Below are 19,440 nucleotides of genomic sequence, written 5' to 3'. Positions count from 1 at the left end.
AAAGAGCCGGGTCCGGTGCTGTACGCACGCGGATCCGGCTCATCTATTCCACGAGGCTTGCATGCTCGTTTCATTATGCCCAGATATGCACGGCTTAACCCGTGCAGGCGCTACTCCTCCTCGAGGGCAGCGATGACCTCGTCGGTCATATCCATGGTGCTGTAAACATCCTGGACGTCGTCGAGCTCCTCGAGACGGTCGATGAGGCGCTGGACCTTCTTGGCGTCGGCACCGGAGACCTCGGTCGGGGTGGTCGGAACCATAGTGGTCTCGGAGCCCTTGACCTGAATGCCCTGCTCCTCGAGCGCCTTGGAAACAGCCATGACGTCGTTGGCGGCGGTCCAGACAATCCACTCCTCGCCGGCGTCCTCGTAGTCCTCGCCACCGGCCTCGGCGATTGCCATCATGAACTCATCCTCGTCACCGGCAGCACCGTTGGCGATCATGGTCTCCTTCTTGGCGTTCTCGTCCAGGATCTCCTTGGCGACGACGATCTGGCCCTTGCGCTCAAACTGGAAGGCGACGGAGCCGGAGGTGCCCAGGTTGCCGCCAGCGTGGGAGAAGGCGGAACGGACATCGGCGGCAGTGCGGTTGCGGTTATCGGTCAGGCAGTCGACGTAGACGGCGACACCGGCGGGACCATAGCCCTCGTACACGATGTTCTCGTAGACAGCGGCGTCGGCACCCGAACCGAAGGCCTTGTCGATAGCGGACTTGATCTTGTCCTTGGGCATGGACTGAGCCTTGGCCTTGGCAACGGCAGCGGCGAGGCTGGCGTTGTTCTCGGGCAGCGGGTCGCCGCCGAGACGGGCAGCAACGGTGATGTTGCGGCTCAGCTTGGAGAAGAGGGCGGAACGCTTGGCGTCCTGCGCGCCCTTACGATGCTTGGTTGTGGCCCACTTAGAGTGTCCGGACATACGTGTCTCCTATCGGTTTCGACCTAAAGCCCAGCGCAGATGCTCGGGCAATATAAACAAACGTCGTTATGATATACCTACTGGCCTGTGAGATAAACCCCAAAATGAAGGCGTCGTGATGATGCAGCCCCTTGGCGCAAAGTAACCTGCCCCCTTTGCACCAAATTAGGACCAGAGGAGGTCGCTGCGGGTGATGGTGGCGCCGATGGCAAAGGGCATGCAGGCGATGACCGGATACAGGTAGCGCATGTAGGTCGAGCCGTTGCAAGGACCGATCAGGCACACGGCGAGCACGCCCAGCAACGGCACCCAAATGGCCAGCCCGCGCCACGAATGACGACGCAGCAGATAGGCCACCACGGCGATCATAATCCACACATAGGTGGCCGAGCTCATGGCGAGCGAGATAAACGGGATGCGTTGTACTGCCACGCGATACAGGTTGATCAGGTGGTCGCACCAGCGCACGACCTTGCTATCGACCGGATGGAAGTCAAAGTACTTGAGGTTATCGGGCTTCGCCATGATCTCGGCACTGCGCGCCGTGCTGTAGACCCACACATCGCGGGCACTCGGATAAAAGTAGCCGTAGTAGTTATTGATGAGCGCCGAGATATAGCACTCGGGATCCTTTTTGAACATCTGGGCCCACACCTCAAAATAGGCCTTGATGTCCTCCTGCGAGGCGTACTCGTTAAAGCAATTTTTGACGGCGTCCGACTTATCCGGGTTGTAACGGCGACCCAGATTCTCGTACTTGAGCACACGGTCGATCACGGCACGCGCTTCGTCGGTCACCAGACCGTCGCAAGGAGCCTCCACGATAGTGCCGTCCTCCTTAACCGTGGGGTTGACGCCCGAGTTGAGGCCGTCGTGCTTTTGGACGAAACGAGCCGTCTGCTGGAACGGAATCGAGAGGATTTCGCGCTTGGAACCAGGCGTGATGTCGTGCGCCGGCATAAAGACCTTGGTGAAGTACATATTAGAGGCAAGGCAGAGTGCAAGCACCGCAAGAACTCCCACCCAGCGGAAACGCGGGATGGCGCCCGAAGGTGCAGCACTAGCCTGCTTGGCCGCACGACGAGCCACATGCACGTCCCAGGCACAAAACGCCGCCGCGATTACGCATGCCGCCAGCGGAAACACCAGACCGCCGTTGCGCAAAAACGTGGAACCCATAGCACCCAGCACGAGCAGCAGCCAGTCATGGAGCGCAAAGAGCACGGGCCTCTGTTCGCCCGCACGTTCGGCATTGGCGTCGCGACGGGGCAGGCCGCAGGCCACGAGCTTCACGGTCTGCACCAACAGCACCAAAAACGCGTCGGCAAAGAGCACGTCTTTGGTGAGCAGCGCCGCGTAGTTGGAGAATATCGGCATAAACGCAAAGAACAGCAGGATAATGCCGCGGACCGGCAGGCTCACACCCAACTTGCGCAGTAACGAGATGGAATAGGCCATGCAGGCAGCCGTGATCACAAACTGAGTGCAGGTGTAGATGGCAAGGCCCGCGTTGGCGCTGTTAAACAGCGAAAGGCCCAGCTGGACACACGAGCCGATGATGGCGGTGTGCGCCACGGGGTGGTGCCCATTGAGCAACACATTGGGGTTGAGCAGACGCAGGTAGTCGCTCGTGCCGTTGGGGTAGTTGAACCACTGGCGAATCTGCGCGCCCGTGTCTCCCATAAAGAGGCCGGACAGCGAGGCGATGAGCGTGGGCGCCCAGGCGATCATAAGCACCAGGAGGGGCCCGGCAAAGGGATGGACCGAGAGCACGGTATGGGTCACGCGCCATACGCGGCCAAAGTGCGCTTCGGAAAACGGAATGCGCCGAGAGCTCAGCCAATCCAGACACTCAAAAGCCAGATAGAAGGCAACGACCGCTAGGAGCATCCAGCCCGCGCCGCCGATCCAGGCACAGATGATGCGGGCCTTGTCGCCAAGCACAATCTCGGCCGAGTCGGTGAGGTCGTAGCTGCGGCCAAACACCATACAGATGGCAAAGAACAGCGACGGCAGGATGACCGAAGGGCGCCAAGCGTCGCCGCGGCCAAAGAAGACGTAGCGAAACGGCAGCGTGAGCAGGTAGGCAAGCGCGAGCAGCATGACTGCGTCGGTATGCCCGGCAAACGAGAGGAGCACCTCGTAGCAGACGTACAGCATACCCGAGGCTTTGGGGTCAATCGCCAAGACCGCGTTACTCGACACGGGGGCGGGGTCGATGGAAAACGCCGTGGTCGCCAACAGCGCGAGCAAAAATGCGATGAGCGTCTGCTTGGCTGGGTAGCGCTTAAACCAGACGATGCGAGCGGCGTCGCGCGCAGCCGTTGTGGAGAGGTCGGAATCCTTCACAGTTCAAAGAGCCTTTCTAGAAACCTGCCAAAAAGGGACAGGTTTATTTTGGCAGGTTTTATCTGGGGAGACGTTACGGTTCTGTCATCGTTGCCCAGCGAATCACCACAAAGGTGCCTGTCCCCTTTGTGGTGGTTAGGCGTCGAGGTAGATGCGCTGGGGTTGGTTGCGGCGACGAGCAAAGATGATGAGCGCCAGGCCCGCGATTACGAGCGGCAGGCTCAGCAGCTGACCCATGGTGATGACGCCGCCCAGCAGATAGCCCAGCTGCGCATCGGGCACACGCACAAACTCAATCAAAAAGCGAACGATGCCGTAGCCCATCACAAAGACGCCCATAAACGTGCCTTGGGGCAGTAGCGGCTTTTTGCGGCTGAGCACCTGCAGAATGCAAAAGAGCACGATGCCCTCAAGAAATGCCTCGTAGAGCTGGGAGGGGTGACGCGGCATATCGCCCGCGGTGCCACCGAAGACCACGCCCCAGGGCAGATCGGTCGGCTTGCCCCACAGCTCACCGTTGACAAAGTTGGCACAACGGCCCAGGCACAAGGCCAGCGGCGCGCCTACGACGGCAAGGTCTGCCAAAGTCCAGGCATCGAGCTTATACATGCGGCACACGATGATGCCGCCGATAATGCCGCCCACCAAGCCGCCATGGAAGCTCATACCGCCCTCGTTGGTGGCAAAAATCTCGAGCGGATGGGCCCAGTAGTAGCCGTCGCCGTAAAAGACGACGTAGAACAGGCGCGCACCGATAATGAGTCCAAAGACCACACCGACTACGACGCTCGTCAGGTCGTCAATCGTGATGTTAAAGCCCCAACGGCGCTGCGTGCGGTACATGACGACCGCCGTGAGCAGGGCGCCGACCACATAGGCCAGACCGTACCAGTAGATAGTGATGGGACCCGCCGAAATCGCGACAGGATCAAGCATATGGTAGAGGTCGTTGAGCATGTCGATCCCCCTGCTCCCTACATACAAATGCGGCCGCGGGCCTTACGCTCGCAGCCGCATATTTGGGCGTAACGTCTATGCGGAGTTTGCCGTCCGCAGCTTTCGCATCTTAGAACGGCGCGTACTCGTCGTACAGGTCCTCGGCCTCGCCGGAGACATTGACCTGCTCGACGCGGGTAACGCCGGGCACATGCTCCTTGAGGATGCGCTCGATACCCATGGACAGGGTCAGCGAGCTCATGGGGCAGCCGGCGCAGGCGCCCTGCAGCTCCAGCTTGACGACACCCTCGTCGTCGACGCCCACATACTCCATATCGCCGCCATCGGCCTGCAGGTTGGGGCGAATCTCCTCAAGAACCTTCTTAAGCAGCTCTTCGTTAACAGCCACAGGGGCTCCTTTCTCACAATAACGCGGGCATGCCCGCGGACAGGGGCTATGTTACTACAGCCATGTACCCGCTTGAGCGCCAGCCATGCGCGCGGACACGACTTTCACGAGCAGTCAATTTGGGACGGGGCTCTTTTGGCTGTTTTTGCCGCCAGCTGGCATTGGCACGCGCTACTGCTGAGCTTGCTCCCCGGTACCAATATGGACATCGACGATGACCTGGCGGTAGCTGATGCCGCAGGAGTCGAGGATACGGCGGCTGATACGGCCGTCATCGGTGTCGGCATACTTGTTGTCCAGGTAGACGACCTCGCCCACGCCCACCTGCGCCAGGATCTTGGCGCAGTCGTGGCACGGAAACAGCGTGACGTAGACCGTGGAACCCTCAAGGTCTTTGAGCGAGCCGCGGTAGTTGAGCACGGCGTTTGCCTCGGCATGCACCACGTAGTTGTGCTTGTCCTGTAACGGGTCATCGCTCGTTCCCCACGGGAAAAAGTCGTCGTTGAGCGCCGAGGGCGTGCCGTTGTAGCCCACCGAGAGGATGCGGTGGTTGGTGCTGGCGATGCACGCGCCCACCTGCGTGTTGGGGTCCTTGCTGCGGCGCTGCGCGGCAATGGCCACGCTCATAAAGAACTCGTCCCAGCTAATGACGTCGCGGCGCTTGCCCGACGCAGTTTGATGAAGATCGTCCGACATGGCAGACACCTCCGTAATCGCAACATTTTGACCCATTGTAGCAGGTAGGTGGTGGGGGCGTTTGTCCCACCGACTTCCTCGTCCTACGCGCGGCGGGGCTTTTGGTTGATGCGGTAGAGCTCGGCCAGACCTCGCAGCGTGAGCGCGTCGTCGACCGTCAGGCTGTGGCCGACCAACGCCGCGAGCGCCTCGGCATCGTCGCCGGTAATGACGATGGGCACATCGCCCTCCCCCGCTGCCTTGGTCGCGCGCATCTCGGCAAGCACCATGTCGAGCATGCCGTCGATGCGTGCTACCTCGCCTAAGACCACGCCCGAACGCATGGCCTCGCGCGTGTTGCGGCCGATGACATGCGTCGGTGCCGAGGGCTCAACCTGGGGCAGGCGCGCCGCAGCGGCCGAAAGCGAGCGGGCACCAAGCGCCAGACCCGGCGCGATGACGCCGCCCACAAAGGTACCGTGCGCATCGATGACCTCGATATTGGTCGTGGTGCCAAGATCGATCACGATGCACGGCGAGCCGTAGACGGCGCGGGCCGCCACGGCATCGGCGATGCGGTCGGGACCGATCTCGGCCGGGTCGTCGTAGTGCACGGGCATGCCGGTCTTGAGACCCGGCCCCACGGTGAGCACGCGCCCCGTACAGGTGCGGGAAAGTGCCGCCTTCCACGGGCGCTCGAGCGCCGGCACCACGCAACTCAGCACGGCCGCCGCGGGCACGAGTGCGCCCAGTATGCCCGCATCGGCCGCAAGGGCGCCCATGACCTGCGCGAGCCTCATGCGCGCCTCATCGGCTGTAATGCTCGCCGGCGTGGTGATCTCGCACGTCGCAAGTGGACATTCCTGCGCCGCAGCCGAATCCTCTGCAAACAGGCCAAAGCGAATGAACGTGTTGCCCACGTCGACCGTCAATATATATGCGCACCCATTAAGCATCGTCGGCGCTCCTTTCGTCTGCCCAGCAGTATATCCCGTATACAAATGCATCCCAAATTAGCTGCTTTTGGCGGAGCGCAGGGCGGGCGATGCCGCTATACTGGTGCGCGGTCGTTTGCGAGCTCACGCGGCGGCCCTTGGTAACCCGACTTCCCGCGCCGTATACGTAGCGGCGCTCCCGGGGGAAGCGGATATACGCAAAGGAGTTATATATGAGCAATCCCTCGAACCGCGCCTCGATGCGCGGGCAACTCACGCTGCGCGGCGTCGTCATCGGCGTCCTTGGCTGCGTGATTATCACGGCAAGCTCGGCCTACACGGCGCTCAAGATGGGCGCACTCCCCTGGCCGATCGTCTTCGCTGCCGTCATCTCGCTGCTCTTCCTTAAGCTCATGGGCAACGCCAGCCTCAACGAGGCCAACGTCACCCACACCATCATGTCCGCGGGCGCCATGGTCGCCGGCGGTCTGGCGTTTACCATCCCAGGCGCCTGGATGCTGGGCTATGCCGACCAGATCAGCTGGCTCGACATGTTCATCGTGGCACTCGCCGGCACCATCCTGGGCCTGCTGGCCACGGCACTCATCCACCGTCACTTTATCGTGGATGCCGCGCTTGAGTTCCCCACCGGCAACGCCGCAGCTCAGACCCTGCGTGCGACCGAGGCCGGCGGCAAGACCGGCAAGCAGCTCTTTGGCTCCATGGCCCTCGCCGGCATCTATAGTGTGCTGCGCGACGCCCTAGGCGTGGTGCCCAGCATGCTGTGTACGCTCAACATCCCCGGCGTGACCTTTGGCATCTACAACTCGCCCATGCTGCTCTCCGTCGGCTTCCTCGTGGGCTTCGCCCCGGTCGCCTTCTGGTTTGCTGGCGCGCTGCTGGGCAACTTTGGCATCATCGTGGGCGGCACCGCTGCCGGTCTGTTCGACGTTATGACCGCACAGGGCATCGTCAAGTCCCTGGGTATGGGCCTTATGATGGGCTTTGGCGTCGCCGTCGTCCTTAAAGACATCCTGCCGCAGGTCGCCGGTATCGTCCGTGGCCTCGCCGCCGACAGCTCCACCGACACCGACGAGCAGTCGCTCATCTCGGGCTCCCTTAAGCTCGACGCTGGCATCATCGACCTGGGCGCTGCCGCCATCGCCGTGATCATCGCCATCGTGCTCGACCTTGGCCCCGTTCCGGCCGTCATCGTCACGCTGTTCACCTTTGTCACCACCATCATGAGTGCGCAGAGCTGCGGCCAGACGGGCATCGACCCCATGGAGATCTTTGGCCTCATCGTCATGCTCATCGTGGCGGCCTGCGCTCAGATCGCCCAGGTCAAGCTGTTCTTTATCGCCGGCATCGTGGCCGTGGCGTGCGGCCTTGCGGGCGACGTCATGAACGACTTTAAGGCCGGCGCCGTGCTGGGCACCAACCCGCGCGCGCAGTGGATCGGCCAGGCCATCGGCGGCATCGTGGGCGCCCTTGTTGCCGCCGCCGTCATGGTCGCACTCGTCACCGCCTATGGCCCGGACGCCTTTGGCCCCGACAAGAGCTTTGTGGCCGCGCAGGCAAGCGTCGTCGCCACCATGGTCTCGGGCATCCCGAGCGTGCCGTGGTTTGCGGGCGGCTTTATCGCCGGCATCGTCATGTACTGGCTCGGCATTCCGGCCATGATGATCGGCCTGGGCGTGTACCTGCCGTTCTACATGTCGCTCACGGCTTTCCTGGGCTCCTGCGTTAAGCTCGCCTACGACAAGTGGGCCGCTCACCGCGACGCCGAGGCCGGTCTTTCGGACGAGGAAAAGGCCGCCAAGGATGCCGCCTTCCAGGAGCAGGGCCTGGTTGTCGCCAGCGGCCTGCTCGGTGGCGAGTCTATCGTCGGCGTTATCCTGGCGTTTGTCTCTGTTGGCCTGAGCCTGCTGGGATAAGCTGAGCAGCTGCTCGACAGCAACCATATTGCCTACGATTTGCCCGGTCGGTAGCTTTCGCGGCTATCGACCGGGCTTTTTGATACCAACGCAAAGAGAGGCCGGCGCACTGCGTTTAACAGCGCGCCGGCCTTATCGGTTAAGCTATCGAAGCGTTCCTGCTGTGAACCGAAGTTCGTTGCAGAATCTACGCTCGAAACGCTACATCTGCTTGCGGCGACGATCGCCCAGCGTCACACCCGCAGCCACGAGTGTAATACCGCCGATGACGAAGACCTCGCCCGCAAGCGCGGAGTCATCACCGGTCTGGGCGAGCGCGGCCGACGTTGCCTTCTTCTTGGCGACAGGAGCCTTTGCAGCAGCCTGCGCAACCTGAGCCTTGGCCTGCGGCTCAGCCTTGGGATGATACTTGTCGTACTCGGCCTGCGCGGCAGCCAGGGCATCCTTGGCATCGCCAAGCTCGGCAAGCGCGGCGGCATAGACGTCGTTGGCATCGGACAGCTTGGCATCGGCATCGCTCAGAGCAGCCTTGAGACCAGCAGCGGCATCAACGGCGGCCTTATAGCGAGCGTAGGCTGCGTTCAGCTTGACCAGCTTCTCGTTGCCCGTCGTGCCCGCGGCAAGGGATGCCTTGTGGTCGACAGCCTCAAGATCGGCCTTGAGTGCCTCGTCGTTGGCAAGCTCGGCCTTGGCCTTGACGATCTCGAGGTTCGCATCGACGACGGCTTCGTTGGCGGCCTCGAGCTGCTTCTGGGCATCGGCGACACCGGCGACGGCAGCGTCATAGGCGGCCTTGGCGTCGTCGACCGCCTTCTGGGCGCCGGCGAAGCGCTCGAAGGCCTTGTTTGCGCCGGCCAGCTCGCCCTCGGCGGCCTTGGCCTTCGCCTGTGCGTCGGACAGGGCCTGCGTCTTGGCGGCAACTGCCTGCTTGGCGTCCGAAAGAGCGGTCGCGGCGTGCGCGTCTGCGGCCTGAGCCTTGTCAACGCCAGCTTGGGCAGCACCGTCGGCCTTCTTGGCCTCGCCTAGCGTGCCCTGCTTGTTCGCAAGGTCCGCCCTAGCGGCGTCACGCTTGGCAGTGAGATCCTTGACCGAAGCAGTGGCGTTGTCATACGCCTCGTTGGCCTTGTCGGACTTTGCCTTGGCGGCATCGCGGGCGCTGCGAGCCTTCGCCTTGTGAGCAGCGGCATCGGCCGCCTTCTTCTTGCTGTCAGCAAGCGCGGCGTTTGCCTTGTCGAGGGCCGCCTGGGCAGTAGCGGCCTTGCTCTTGGCGGCATCGAGCTTGGCCTGAGGCGTCTTGACGTCGATGCCCTTGAGTTTGGCTTCGGCGGCGTCGTATGCCGTCTTCGCGGTGGCGGTTCCGGACTTAGCCTTCTCGTACTCACCCTTGGCGGTGTTCATGTTCACATCTGCTGCGGTGAAAGCGTCCTGGGCGGCATCCTGCCCGTTTACAGCTGCGAAGTAAGCTTCCCTAGTAGTTCCAAAGTTCTTCTGCGCCTCGGCGAGCTTGCCCTGAAGCTCCTTGAGCTGCGCCTTCTGCGCCTGCGTGCCGCCTGCGTTGTAGGCAGAGTCGATGTAGTCGTTCACGAGCTTCTTGAACTCGGAGACAGTGAAATCCATCTGTCCCGTGCTTCCGCTATAGTCGAAAACGGTTACCTCGGAATCGCTTTTCTTACCGCTACCGGTTGCGATGCCGATAGCCTTCGCACCGGCATCGATGATGTTGAGATAGTGCCCGCACTCATGGTAGATGCTGTAATGGTGCTGGTAGATATAGTAGGAATCATATCGATGGCTTCCAAGTGCGTCACCATACTGCTCGACGTACTTATCGAACGCCTTTTTCTCCTGGGTGTAGAGACCGGTATATGGCCAGCCAAGCGTATCCTCGGTCTCGCCTCCGGTGTATGCCCCGCCGCCGCCTGCAAGATTCTCACCTTGATCGAAATAGCAGTTCGAGTGTCCCCAGATGTTCGATGAATATGATGCATTAAGGGCGGCTGCCACAGTCATGCGGAGGCTGACGCTGAGCGCCGACTGACCGTTCGCCTTGCGGAGGTTGTTCTGGGTGTCGAGATATGTCAAGGCGTTGCGCATCTGCTTCAGGGAGAGCGGGTTGGTGTCACGAGACATGTCATGATCGACGTACTGGTCATACCATTCGGCCTTGTCAGCGGCACCGGTCAGCATCGATACGGCTTCCTGGGCGTTCTTTTTCTGCGTGGCTGTGAACTGGCTGCCGCCGATGATGTAGTTCATGAAGCCGAACATACCCTGACTGATGACTTCCTGGTCAACGGTCATGTTGGACTTTAGGTCTGCAATCTGCTGCTCAAGAGCCTCAACCTGGGCATTAGCAGCGTCATAAGCCTTTTCCGCGGCGTTCGAAGCGGCGCAGGCTGCCTCCCACTCGCTGCGCTTCTGCTTGCGAACTTCGACAAGCTTATCGTACGCGGTCTTCTTGTCTGCTTCGGTCTGCTGTGCCTTCTCGTATGCGGCCTTGGCGGCGTCACGCTTACTGGCCGCGTCCTTGTACTCCTTGTTTGCCGCATCGTATGCAGACTGGGCAGATGCCACAGCAGCGTTGGCGGCGTTGGCCTTCTCCTGCGCGGCAGCGACGGCAGCCTGGGCGGCCTGCAGATTTGTCTGTGCGGTGGCGTCGGCATCCGTCGCGGCATTGAGCTCCGTCTGCGCGGTCTTGAGCTCACCAGCAGCAGCTTTCTTGGCGGCCTCAAGCGCACTCAGGTCAACACCCGTACCCGAGACGGCAGCATCGAGCGCGGCCTGCGCCTGGTTGAACTTCTGCTGGGCGTTATCGCGCGCGGTGGTCGCAGCGGCGAGAGCAGCGGCAGTCTCCTGCTTCTTGGCCTGAGCGGAAGTCAGAGCGGCCTCAGTGTCCTTCTTTTCCTGCTGGGCGCTGGCCTCGGCAGCCTTGGCCTGGTCCAGATTGGCCTGTGCAGTAGTAACGGCCTTATTGGCGTCATCGAGCTTTGCCTGCGCGTCCTCGACGGCCTTCTTGGCGGCCTCGTACTCGTCCATACCCATGGCCTCGAGCTTGGCCTGGGCATCATCGAGGGCCTTCTTGGCCTCATCCTGCTTTGCCTTGGCGTCCTTGAGCGCCTGGGTCTTATCCTCGACACTCTTGTTGGCCTGATCGAGCTGATCGTTCAGGTCGCCCAGCTTCTTCTGCTGCTGTTCGGTCTTTTCGACGGTGGCTTTGAGCTCGTCAATCTTCTCCTGGAGCGCGGCGACTCCTGCTGCGTTCTGCTCGATTTCGTTGTCGCTCACAGCCTGCGAGGCCTGATTCTTTTGCTGCTGCGCCTGCTTTTGAGACTGGCCCGCCGCGTCGGCCTTCTTCTGGGCGGCATCGTAGGCGGCCTGAGCGTCCTTGAGCTGCTTTGCCGACTCCTCGGCCAGCTGGGCAGCCGTCTTTACGACCGCTTGGTTACCGGCGGCAACGGTGTTCTCTACAGAACTACCCCCCCCCTGAACAGAATCGCTGTTATCGGTTGACGGTGCGGCGATTGCCGCCAGCGGCGACATGAGCGGCTGAGCGATGAGGCCCGCCGTCAAAACGGTTGCGACGGCGCGGTTGGCAACGCCCTTGACGTTGACGGCCTTGGCCCGAGGCTCAAAGTGTTGTGGACTGTAGTTTGCCATGGCTTTCTCCCTTTGACACGGATGTATCCATACGCTTCAAAATGTAGGAGCTGATTTTTGAATTCTGTTGCGCAACATTGGTCACCGGAGGATTTTTGAAATTCACGCTCTCGTGCTTCACAATTTCGTCACATATGTAGGAGCTGGCGCATCATATTTCTTGCGGGATCGAATTGAGCCTGTGATTTGCATTTGCTCCCGCGTCATCCGCCCTATCGGATTCCGCATCCAACAGACACCTCGCCTGCCACGGTGTAGAGTTAGGACAACGGGCGCGTTGCGCGGACCGCGCTGGAACGAGGTGGACATGGAACTCGACAAACAACAGATTAAGCGACTACGCGAACACCATCACCGGCGCCACGGCATCCGCCCTGCTCATAGCGAAGCCATGGAAAACGTCACCCGCTTCCTCAAGCGCGCGTTCAACATTCGCGAGGGACGCGCGCCCTATCACGTGATTCGCAAGCGTTTTGTAAACGGGGCGCGCCTGACTGGCTCGCACTTATGCATCCTGATTATTGCCATGTTGATCGCGAGCATCGGCCTCGATATCGACTCGGATATCGCCATTGTAGGCGCCATGCTCATCTGCCCGCTCATGGGCTCGGTCCTTGCCATGGCATACGGCATCGCCACGCTCGACCGCGAGATTACCGTCGAAGCTGTCGCCAGCCTTGCGCTGCAAATGGCCTTTTGCCTAGTCACATCCACGTTGTACTTCAAGCTCTCGCCCCTCGGCACCACCACGGCCGCCATTATCGACAACTCGACGCCCACCGTGTGGGATCTTGCCGTCGCGCTCGCGGGCGGCTTTGCGGGTGGCCTGGGCAATTCGCGCGACCAGGAACCCGCCACGCTCATCGCCGGCGTGGCCGTGGCGACCGCGCTCATGCCGCCCCTGTGCGCGGCGGGCTATGGCATCGCCATCGCAAGCGGGCCGCTGTTTCTCTCGGCGCTTTACGAGTTTGGCATCAACGTGGTCTTTATCGCACTGGCTGCCGAAGCCGTGCTGCTTCTTTTGCGCGTGCCGCTCAAGCGCGACCTGAACGGCGACGGTATTGTGACTGCTGAAGAAGATGCCGAGGTCGACGAGTTATCGCACAAGGTGCGCCGCCGCATCATTGTGGGCACGCTGATCTTTGCCATCCCCTGCATCGTTATGACGGCTGGCTCCATTGGCTCGGCGCAGGCCGGCGTGCAGGACGGCTACGGCGTCACCGAGACCACACGCGAGCTTGCCGCGGTGCTGCCGGGCTTTAAGGATTACACCGTCGCCGTCGAGACCTCGGCTACCGAAGGCGAGGAAGAGGGCATGGTCGAGCGCGAGGTTGTCGCTCACGTGACGACAAGCGAGACGCTTGGGGCGCACGACCGTCACGTCGCCCGCAAGCTCATTGACCTCAACGTGCCCGAACTCGATCGCGTGGAATTTGACGTAAAGTGATGCGGAGCGCGGCCCTACAGCTCGTACTTGTACACGCGGTAGATGTACTTCTCGGTTTCCATCTCGTAGGTGGCGATGGGCAGTCCATAGCGATCGTACTCAGTAAAGGTCTTGGCCTGGCCCGATGCCACGAGCATACTATTCGAATCGCCGACGCGCTGTGCACTACTTACGTAGCTCGAGAACGGCACTGCGATCTGGTCCACAAGCTCGTAGGTGCGCGCGGTCACGTCCACCGTAAAGATTCGCCCAAACGAATGCGTTCCCTTGCTATAGTCGGTCACCACCGCGGCGCCCAGCTGACCCCAGTCGAACTTGGGATAGCTTTCTGCCGCACCAAAGTTGTTGTCGTACAGTAGCACCTGGTAGCGAGCGGTTGCCGCCGTATCGGAGCTCGGCAGATAGGTCACACTGTGCTGGCCTGCGTTGAGCGAAAAATCGCCTTGGGCCTGCAGCAACTTGTCTTCAAAGCCCGAACCGGCCCAAAACTCTGGCGAGCCCACGGAAGGCTGTAGCAAGGTCATTTGCGCAACATATGTCCAGCAAAAGCGGGTGGTAACCGGTACGGCTACCACCCGCTTGCCTCATATCTAGCCCAAAGCAGGCCAGTTACTTCTTAATGCCACGTCCCAGACACTTGGCGACCGATGCAACGGCTTCCTCGCTGGCCGGCCCGCAGCTCACGCAGCCATCGTGGGCGCGCATCTGGCCGGTGACCTCGTCCATCGCGAGCGGCGCCACCTTCTCGAGCTTAAAGCCCTTGCCGGCGCGCATGTTTTCCTTGGCAACGCTGATCATGAGCTTAATACGGTTGAGCTGGTTGACCTCGGACGCGCCAGGGTCGTAGTCCACCGCGACAATGTTGCTCTCGGGGTGCTGGCGGCGCAGCTCCTTGATCACGGCCTTGCCCACCACATGGTTGGGCAGGCACGCGAAGGGCTGCGTGCAGATGATGTTGGGCGCACCGTGATCGATCAGGTCGAGCATCTCGGCCGTGAGCAACCAGCCCTCGCCCATGTTGTTGCACACCGAAAGCACCGTGCGGGCCTTATCGGCCATGGTGCCGATGCGCTCGGGCGCCTCAAAGCGGCGGGACTTTTCGAGCATCTCTTCCACCGGCGTGCGCATCCAGTCCACGAGCTTGATGAGCGCCTGCATACCAGCGCGCGTGGTAGCAGAGCTTCCCAGCTCGTCCTTCTGCAGCTCGGCGTTACTCATGGAGTACAGGAAGAAGTCGAGCAGACCCGGCACCACGGCCTCGCAGCCCTCGCGCTCGATAACGTCGACCACGTGGTTGTTGGCCGTGGGATGGAACTTGACCAGAATCTCGCCGACCACGCCCACGCGCGGCTTGGTGCCCTCGCCCACGAGCGGCATGGTGTCGAACGCGCGAATGGCCTCGCGGCACAGCTTGGTGTAGTTGTGCCTGTTGAACTTAGGCGCCAGCTTGCGGGCGCGCGCCATGTACTCCTCGTAGAGCGCGTTCGCCGCACCGGGCGTAGCCTCGTACGGGCGGCAGCGGTAGAGCATCTGCATCATCACGTCGCCAAAGAGCACCGCGTACACGGCCTGCTTAAGCAGCGCCGGCGTAATCTTAAAGCCGGGGTTGTCCTCGCCGAGCGCCACGGCAGAAAGCGAGATCACCGGGATCTCGGGGTGGCCGCTCTCGCGCAGGGCCTTGCGGATGAGTGCGATGTAGTTTGTGGCACGGCAGCCGCCGCCGGTCTGGCTGATAACCACGGCCGTCTTGGAGAGGTCGTACCGACCGCTCTCGATGGCCTCCATAATCTGACCCGTTACCAGAATCGACGGGTAGCAAATGTCATTGTTCACATAGCGCAGACCGGCCTCGACGGCATCGTGATCGGTCGAGGGCAGCAGCTCCAAGTTGTAGCCGGCACCGCGAAACACCTCTTTGACCAGGTCAAAGTGGATCGGCGCCATCTGCGGGCACAGGATGGTGTAGCCCTCGTCGCGCATCTGCTCGGTAAAGGGCACCTTGGGCCACGCGGTCGAAGCACTCTCGCGCTGAGCCTCAAACGTGTACTTGCGGCTCGCGAACGCGGGAGCATCCGTGGAGGGCGCCACCGGCGCGGCATCGCCCTGCTCGTAGGCCTCGCCCGCGGCCGTGGCCTCGGCCAAGCGCTCGGCCTCCTGGTCCTTGAGCGCGGCCATGAGCGAGCGGATGCGGATGCGCGCGGCGCCCAGGTTGGACACCTCGTCAATCTTGAGCACGGTGTAGATCTTGCCGCTGGCTTCCAGAATCTCCTGCACCTGGTCGGTGGTCAGGGCGTCCAGACCGCAGCCGAAAGAGTTGAGCTGGATCAGGTCCAGGTCGTTGCGCATCGTCACAAAACGGGCGACGGCGTACAGGCGGCTGTGGTACATCCACTGGTCGACGACGCGAATCGGACGCTCGGGCTTTACCAGATGCGCGAGCGAATCCTCGGTAAAGACCGCAAAGCCAAAGCTCGAGATAAGCTCGGGCAGGGCATGGTTGATCTCGGGGTCGTTATGGTAGGGGCGGCCGGCGAGCACGATGCCGTGACCACCGTGGTCCTCGACCCACTTAAGAGCCTCCTCGCCCATGGTCTGGATGTCCTCGTGGAAACGCGCATCGGCCTCAAAGGCAGCGTTGACGGCGGCATCGACCTCGGAGCGCGTGATCTTGGGTCCACGCACGCGACCACGACCAGCCTCGGCATCGGCCACGCGGTCGACGGCGAGCACCTGATACAGACGGCGCTTGAGCTCGGTCTTGTCGTGATAGGGCACAAACGGGTACAGGAACTCGATGTTCTGCTCGCGGATCTCATCAATGTTGAGCGCCAGCGCCGTGGGGTAGCTCATGACGATGGGGCAGTTGTAGCAGTTACCGGCCGTCGGATCCTCTTTGCGCTCCCAGCGCACGCACGGCATCCAGATGAAGTCGACGTCACGGTCGATAAGGTTCATCACGTGGCCGTGGCTCATCTTTGCCGGATAGCACACGCTCTCGGACGGCATGGACTCGATACCCGCCTGGTAGGTCTTTTTGCTCGACTGGTCGGACAGTTGCACGCTAAAGCCCAGACGCGTAAAGAACGCGTGCCAGAAGGGGTAGTTCTCGTACATGTTGAGTGCGCGGGGGATGCCGACGGTGCCGCGCGGGGCCTCGTCGGGGCTCAGCACCTCGCGGTTAAACAGCAGCTCGTTTTTCTTTTTGAAGAGGTTGGGGGCCTCGGTCTTTTGCTTTTTGTGGCCGGCGCCCTTCTCGCAGCGGTTGCCGGTAATGAAGCGCCTGCCGCCGCCAAAATCGTTGACGGTAAGCTGGCAGTTGTTGGAGCAACGTCCGCAGCGGACGTGCTTTTGCGCCACGGTGAGGTGCGCGATGTCCTCGGCCGAAAGGATGGTCGAGGTGCCGTCGGCGCCGGCGCGATCGCGGGCGAGCAGGGCCGCACCGTAGGCGCCCATACAGCCGGCGATGTCGGGGCGCACGGCGTGAACACCGGTGAGCTGCTCAAACGCACGCAGCGTGGCGTCGGACATAAAGGTGCCGCCTTGGACGATCACCTGATTGCCGATCTCCTTGGGGTCGCGCAGCTTAATGACCTTGAACAGGGCATTCTTGATGACGGAATAAGACAGGCCGGCCGCGATGTCGCCCACCGTGGCGCCTTCCTTTTGCGCCTGCTTGACGCGCGAGTTCATAAAGACCGTGCAGCGGCTGCCCAGGTCGACGGGGGCCTTGGCATGAATGGCGGCATCGGCAAACGCGCGCACGTCCATGTTCATAGACACGGCGAAACTCTCGATAAAGCTGCCGCAGCCCGACGAGCAGGCCTCGTTGAGCATGATGTGCTCGATCACGCCGTCCTTGACGCGCAGACACTTCATGTCCTGGCCGCCGATGTCCAGAATAAACTCGACGCCGGGCAGGAATGCCTTGGCGCCGCGCAGGTGCGCGACGGTCTCGATCTCGCCGGAGTCAGCCTTGAGGGCCTCGATGAGCAGCGCCTCGCCGTAGCCCGTGGTGGTCACGTGGCCGATGGTGCAGCCCGCGGGGATGTGGTTGTAGAAATCGGCCATGATGACCTTGGCCGTGCCCAGGATGTCGCCGTTGTTGTTGCCGTACCAGGTGTGCAGCAGCTGGCCATCCTCGCCCACGAGCGCGGCCTTCATGGTGGTAGAGCCGGCGTCGATGCCAATGAACACGCGGCCGGTGTAGCCGTCGAGCTTGCCCTTGGGGACGACCTCGGTGTCGTGGCGACCCTTGAACTCGGCAAAGTCCTCGTCGGTGGCAAAGAGCGGATCTAGACGCTCGACCTCGGCACCCTGCGTGTCGCCCAAGCTGTCGATGGCCTCGATGAGCTGCGGGAACGTGCTGAGCTTGTTGGACTCGTGCGCCATGGCGGCGCCGCTTGCCACAAACAGGTGGGCGTTTTGGGGCACAATGCGGTGCTCCTCGTCCAGGTTGAGCGTGAGGTAGAAGCGGTGACGCAGCTCGGAGAGATACTGCAGCGGGCCGCCCAGGAAGGCGACGTTGCCGCGGATGGGACGGCCGCACGCCAGACCCGAGATGGTCTGGGTCACGACCGCCTGGAAGATGGAGGCGGCCACGTCCTCGGGGCGGGCGCCCTCATTGAGCAGCGGCTGCACGTCGGTCTTGGCAAAAACGCCGCAGCGGCTGGCGATGGGATAGATGGTGGTGGCGTTGGCCGCGAGCTCGTTGAGGCCGCCGGCATCGGTGTGGAGCAGGGTTGCCATCTGGTCGATGAACGCGCCCGTGCCGCCGGCGCAGGTGCCGTTCATGCGCTGCTCGATGCCGTTATCGAAGTAGATGATCTTGGCGTCCTCGCCGCCCAACTCGATGGCGACATCGGTGGCCGGGATGAGGGTCTCGACGGCGCGCTTGCTGGCGATGACTTCCTGGACAAACTCCAGGTCGAGCCATTGGGAAAGCAGCAGACCGCCCGAGCCGGTAATGGCGCAGGTCATCTGGGCCGTCGGCAGCACGGTCGCGGCACCCTCGAACAGGTCGCGGGCGCAGGCACGGACGTCGGTGTGGTGGCGCTGGTACTTGGCGTAGACGATCTGGTTGTCGTCGTTGAGCACGGCGAGCTTAACGGTGGTGGAGCCCACGTCGATGCCCAGGTGCAGGTTGCCACGAGCGTTCTCGGGGTTGAAGATCGCGCCTTCGGGGGCGTGGGCGGCGGTGGCGGTTACGGGCTCGGCGACGGTGGCCGGTGCGGCCGTGTTGGCAGTCTCGCCAGCGACGGACGCCTCCCCCGCCGCGCTCTTTGCCTCGGCGACTGCCTCGGCAACTTTCTCGGCAGCAGCGGTCGCCGCCTTCTGCGCGGCATCCACCACGGCGGGCGCGGCCTCGCGTGCGGCAGCGACCATGCGGTCCTTAATGCCCTCGACGAGTTTACTCATCTGTCTCTCCTCTTAGTTGTTGGACTCGACGGCTGCGGCGGTGTCGGCCGCGTCCTCGAGCTGCAAGTTCAATAGCTTCATGCCGTATTCCGGCACGTTGATATCGATGGGTTGTCCATACAGGTCACCAGGGCGCACAAAAGCGAGCACCGTCATAATGCGCGCCATGGCCTCGGGCGATTCGGTGAGCCCACGCTCAAACCAGCGCTGGAGCAAACCGACCTCGGCGCTCACGACGTAGGTGACGTAGTACTCAAAGAACGTGCCCAGCGCCAGGCCCAAAATACCGGTCTGCGCACGCGGGACCACGGCCTCACGCGCGGTGTCGATAATCTTTTTAATGAAGGCCTGGTCGCCGCCCGGACCTAGCAGCGCACCGATTAAGTCACGGTTGGCCGCAAGATAACGCAGCAGCTCAACCGAACCGGGCGCCGGCTCGAGCTCATCGATGTTGTGATAGAGATCAGGCAGCTGAGCTGCGGTGATGAGCTCAATACGCTCACGGATCTCGGCCAGCAAACCGTCCTCGATTTGATTGATAAAGTCGGGGATATCGCGGTAGTGCGAATAGAACGTGCGGCGCGTAAGGCCAGCGCGCTCGGTGAGCGACGCGACATTAATGCGCGAAAGATCACCGCTTTCGGCAAGTTCGCTGGCAAGCGCCTGGCGAAGGGCACGCTGCGAGCGAAGGGACCGGCGATCGCATTTCTCGAGCTGGGACAAGCGTCCTCCTTGTTACTCAGCCTGTGCGCTATTGCACAGT

The 19,440-nt window shown here is 62.1% G+C and carries 12 protein-coding genes; 2 read left to right on the top strand and 10 right to left on the bottom strand.

Annotation, left to right across the window (positions count from 1 at the left end):
- Positions 1-110: 110 nt before the first annotated feature.
- From AAAX59_RS04430 to AAAX59_RS04405, 6 genes are all read right to left on the bottom strand, one after another.
- The gene (locus AAAX59_RS04430; protein ID WP_195234796.1) at positions 111-917 is read right to left on the bottom strand and encodes a YebC/PmpR family DNA-binding transcriptional regulator; all 807 of its coding nucleotides are present in this window, start codon (positions 915-917) and stop codon (positions 111-113) included.
- 165 nt (positions 918-1,082) lie between these two features.
- Positions 1,083-3,266 carry a DUF6020 family protein gene (locus AAAX59_RS04425; protein WP_349070827.1) on the bottom strand — a complete coding sequence of 728 codons (2,184 nt, stop codon included), beginning with the start codon at positions 3,264-3,266 and terminating at the stop codon, positions 1,083-1,085.
- Positions 3,267-3,401: 135 nt separating this feature from the next.
- Entirely contained in the window at positions 3,402-4,223 is an 822-nt protein-coding gene (lgt, locus tag AAAX59_RS04420) for a prolipoprotein diacylglyceryl transferase (protein ID WP_349070825.1), read from the bottom strand.
- A gap of 109 nt (positions 4,224-4,332) precedes the next feature.
- Complete coding sequence (locus AAAX59_RS04415) at positions 4,333-4,611, bottom strand: NifU family protein (protein ID WP_217750973.1); 279 nt, start codon at positions 4,609-4,611, stop codon at positions 4,333-4,335.
- A 171-nt stretch (positions 4,612-4,782) separates the two neighbouring features.
- Entirely contained in the window at positions 4,783-5,307 is a 525-nt protein-coding gene (locus tag AAAX59_RS04410; RefSeq protein ID WP_195535517.1) for a dCMP deaminase family protein, read from the bottom strand.
- An 83-nt stretch (positions 5,308-5,390) separates the two neighbouring features.
- Positions 5,391-6,242 (bottom strand): type III pantothenate kinase, encoded by an 852-nt coding sequence (locus tag AAAX59_RS04405; RefSeq protein WP_349070824.1) that lies wholly within the window; start codon positions 6,240-6,242, stop codon positions 5,391-5,393.
- A 212-nt stretch (positions 6,243-6,454) separates the two neighbouring features.
- On the opposite strand from AAAX59_RS04405, the gene AAAX59_RS04400 reads away from it, so the two are divergent.
- The gene (locus tag AAAX59_RS04400; protein WP_349070821.1) at positions 6,455-8,158 is read left to right on the top strand and encodes an OPT/YSL family transporter; all 1,704 of its coding nucleotides are present in this window, start codon (positions 6,455-6,457) and stop codon (positions 8,156-8,158) included.
- A gap of 201 nt (positions 8,159-8,359) precedes the next feature.
- Here the strand turns inward: AAAX59_RS04400 and AAAX59_RS04395 are convergent, their stop codons facing one another.
- Complete coding sequence (locus AAAX59_RS04395; RefSeq protein ID WP_349070820.1) at positions 8,360-11,815, bottom strand: CAP domain-containing protein; 3,456 nt, start codon at positions 11,813-11,815, stop codon at positions 8,360-8,362.
- 307 nt (positions 11,816-12,122) lie between these two features.
- Here AAAX59_RS04395 and AAAX59_RS04390 point away from each other — a divergent pair, with 307 nt between their 5' ends.
- Entirely contained in the window at positions 12,123-13,262 is a 1,140-nt protein-coding gene (locus tag AAAX59_RS04390; protein WP_349070818.1) for a DUF389 domain-containing protein, read from the top strand.
- A gap of 14 nt (positions 13,263-13,276) precedes the next feature.
- Here AAAX59_RS04390 and AAAX59_RS04385 read toward each other — a convergent pair whose 3' ends face one another.
- From AAAX59_RS04385 to AAAX59_RS04375, 3 genes are all read right to left on the bottom strand, one after another.
- Entirely contained in the window at positions 13,277-13,786 is a 510-nt protein-coding gene (locus AAAX59_RS04385; RefSeq protein ID WP_349070817.1) for an aryl-sulfate sulfotransferase, read from the bottom strand.
- Positions 13,787-13,871: 85 nt separating this feature from the next.
- Positions 13,872-18,677, bottom strand: coding sequence for an acyl-CoA dehydratase activase-related protein (locus AAAX59_RS04380; protein ID WP_349070816.1), 4,806 nt, complete (start codon positions 18,675-18,677; stop codon positions 13,872-13,874).
- Positions 18,678-18,689: 12 nt separating this feature from the next.
- Positions 18,690-19,400, bottom strand: a complete 711-nt coding sequence (locus AAAX59_RS04375) for a TetR-like C-terminal domain-containing protein (protein ID WP_349070814.1) — start codon at positions 19,398-19,400, stop codon at positions 18,690-18,692.
- Between the last annotated feature and the right edge of the window lie 40 nt (positions 19,401-19,440).

Source organism: Collinsella sp. CLA-ER-H2 (assembly GCF_040092405.1).
Taxonomy (GTDB): domain Bacteria; phylum Actinomycetota; class Coriobacteriia; order Coriobacteriales; family Coriobacteriaceae; genus Collinsella.
The sequence above is the reverse complement of the archived record's forward strand: the minus strand, read 5'-3'. Positions and strand labels throughout refer to the sequence as shown.

Coding starts and splice junctions, on each gene's coding strand:
- AAAX59_RS04430 (WP_195234796.1), bottom strand. CDS start 917: ATGTCCGGACACTCTAAGTGGGCCACAACCAAGCATCGTAAGGGCGCG.
- AAAX59_RS04390 (WP_349070818.1), top strand. CDS start 12,123: ATGGAACTCGACAAACAACAGATTAAGCGACTACGCGAACACCATCAC.
- AAAX59_RS04395 (WP_349070820.1), bottom strand. CDS start 11,815: ATGGCAAACTACAGTCCACAACACTTTGAGCCTCGGGCCAAGGCCGTC.
- lgt (WP_349070825.1), bottom strand. CDS start 4,223: ATGCTCAACGACCTCTACCATATGCTTGATCCTGTCGCGATTTCGGCG.
- AAAX59_RS04410 (WP_195535517.1), bottom strand. CDS start 5,307: ATGTCGGACGATCTTCATCAAACTGCGTCGGGCAAGCGCCGCGACGTC.
- AAAX59_RS04405 (WP_349070824.1), bottom strand. CDS start 6,242: ATGCTTAATGGGTGCGCATATATATTGACGGTCGACGTGGGCAACACG.
- AAAX59_RS04385 (WP_349070817.1), bottom strand. CDS start 13,786: ATGACCTTGCTACAGCCTTCCGTGGGCTCGCCAGAGTTTTGGGCCGGT.
- AAAX59_RS04400 (WP_349070821.1), top strand. CDS start 6,455: ATGAGCAATCCCTCGAACCGCGCCTCGATGCGCGGGCAACTCACGCTG.
- AAAX59_RS04380 (WP_349070816.1), bottom strand. CDS start 18,677: ATGAGTAAACTCGTCGAGGGCATTAAGGACCGCATGGTCGCTGCCGCA.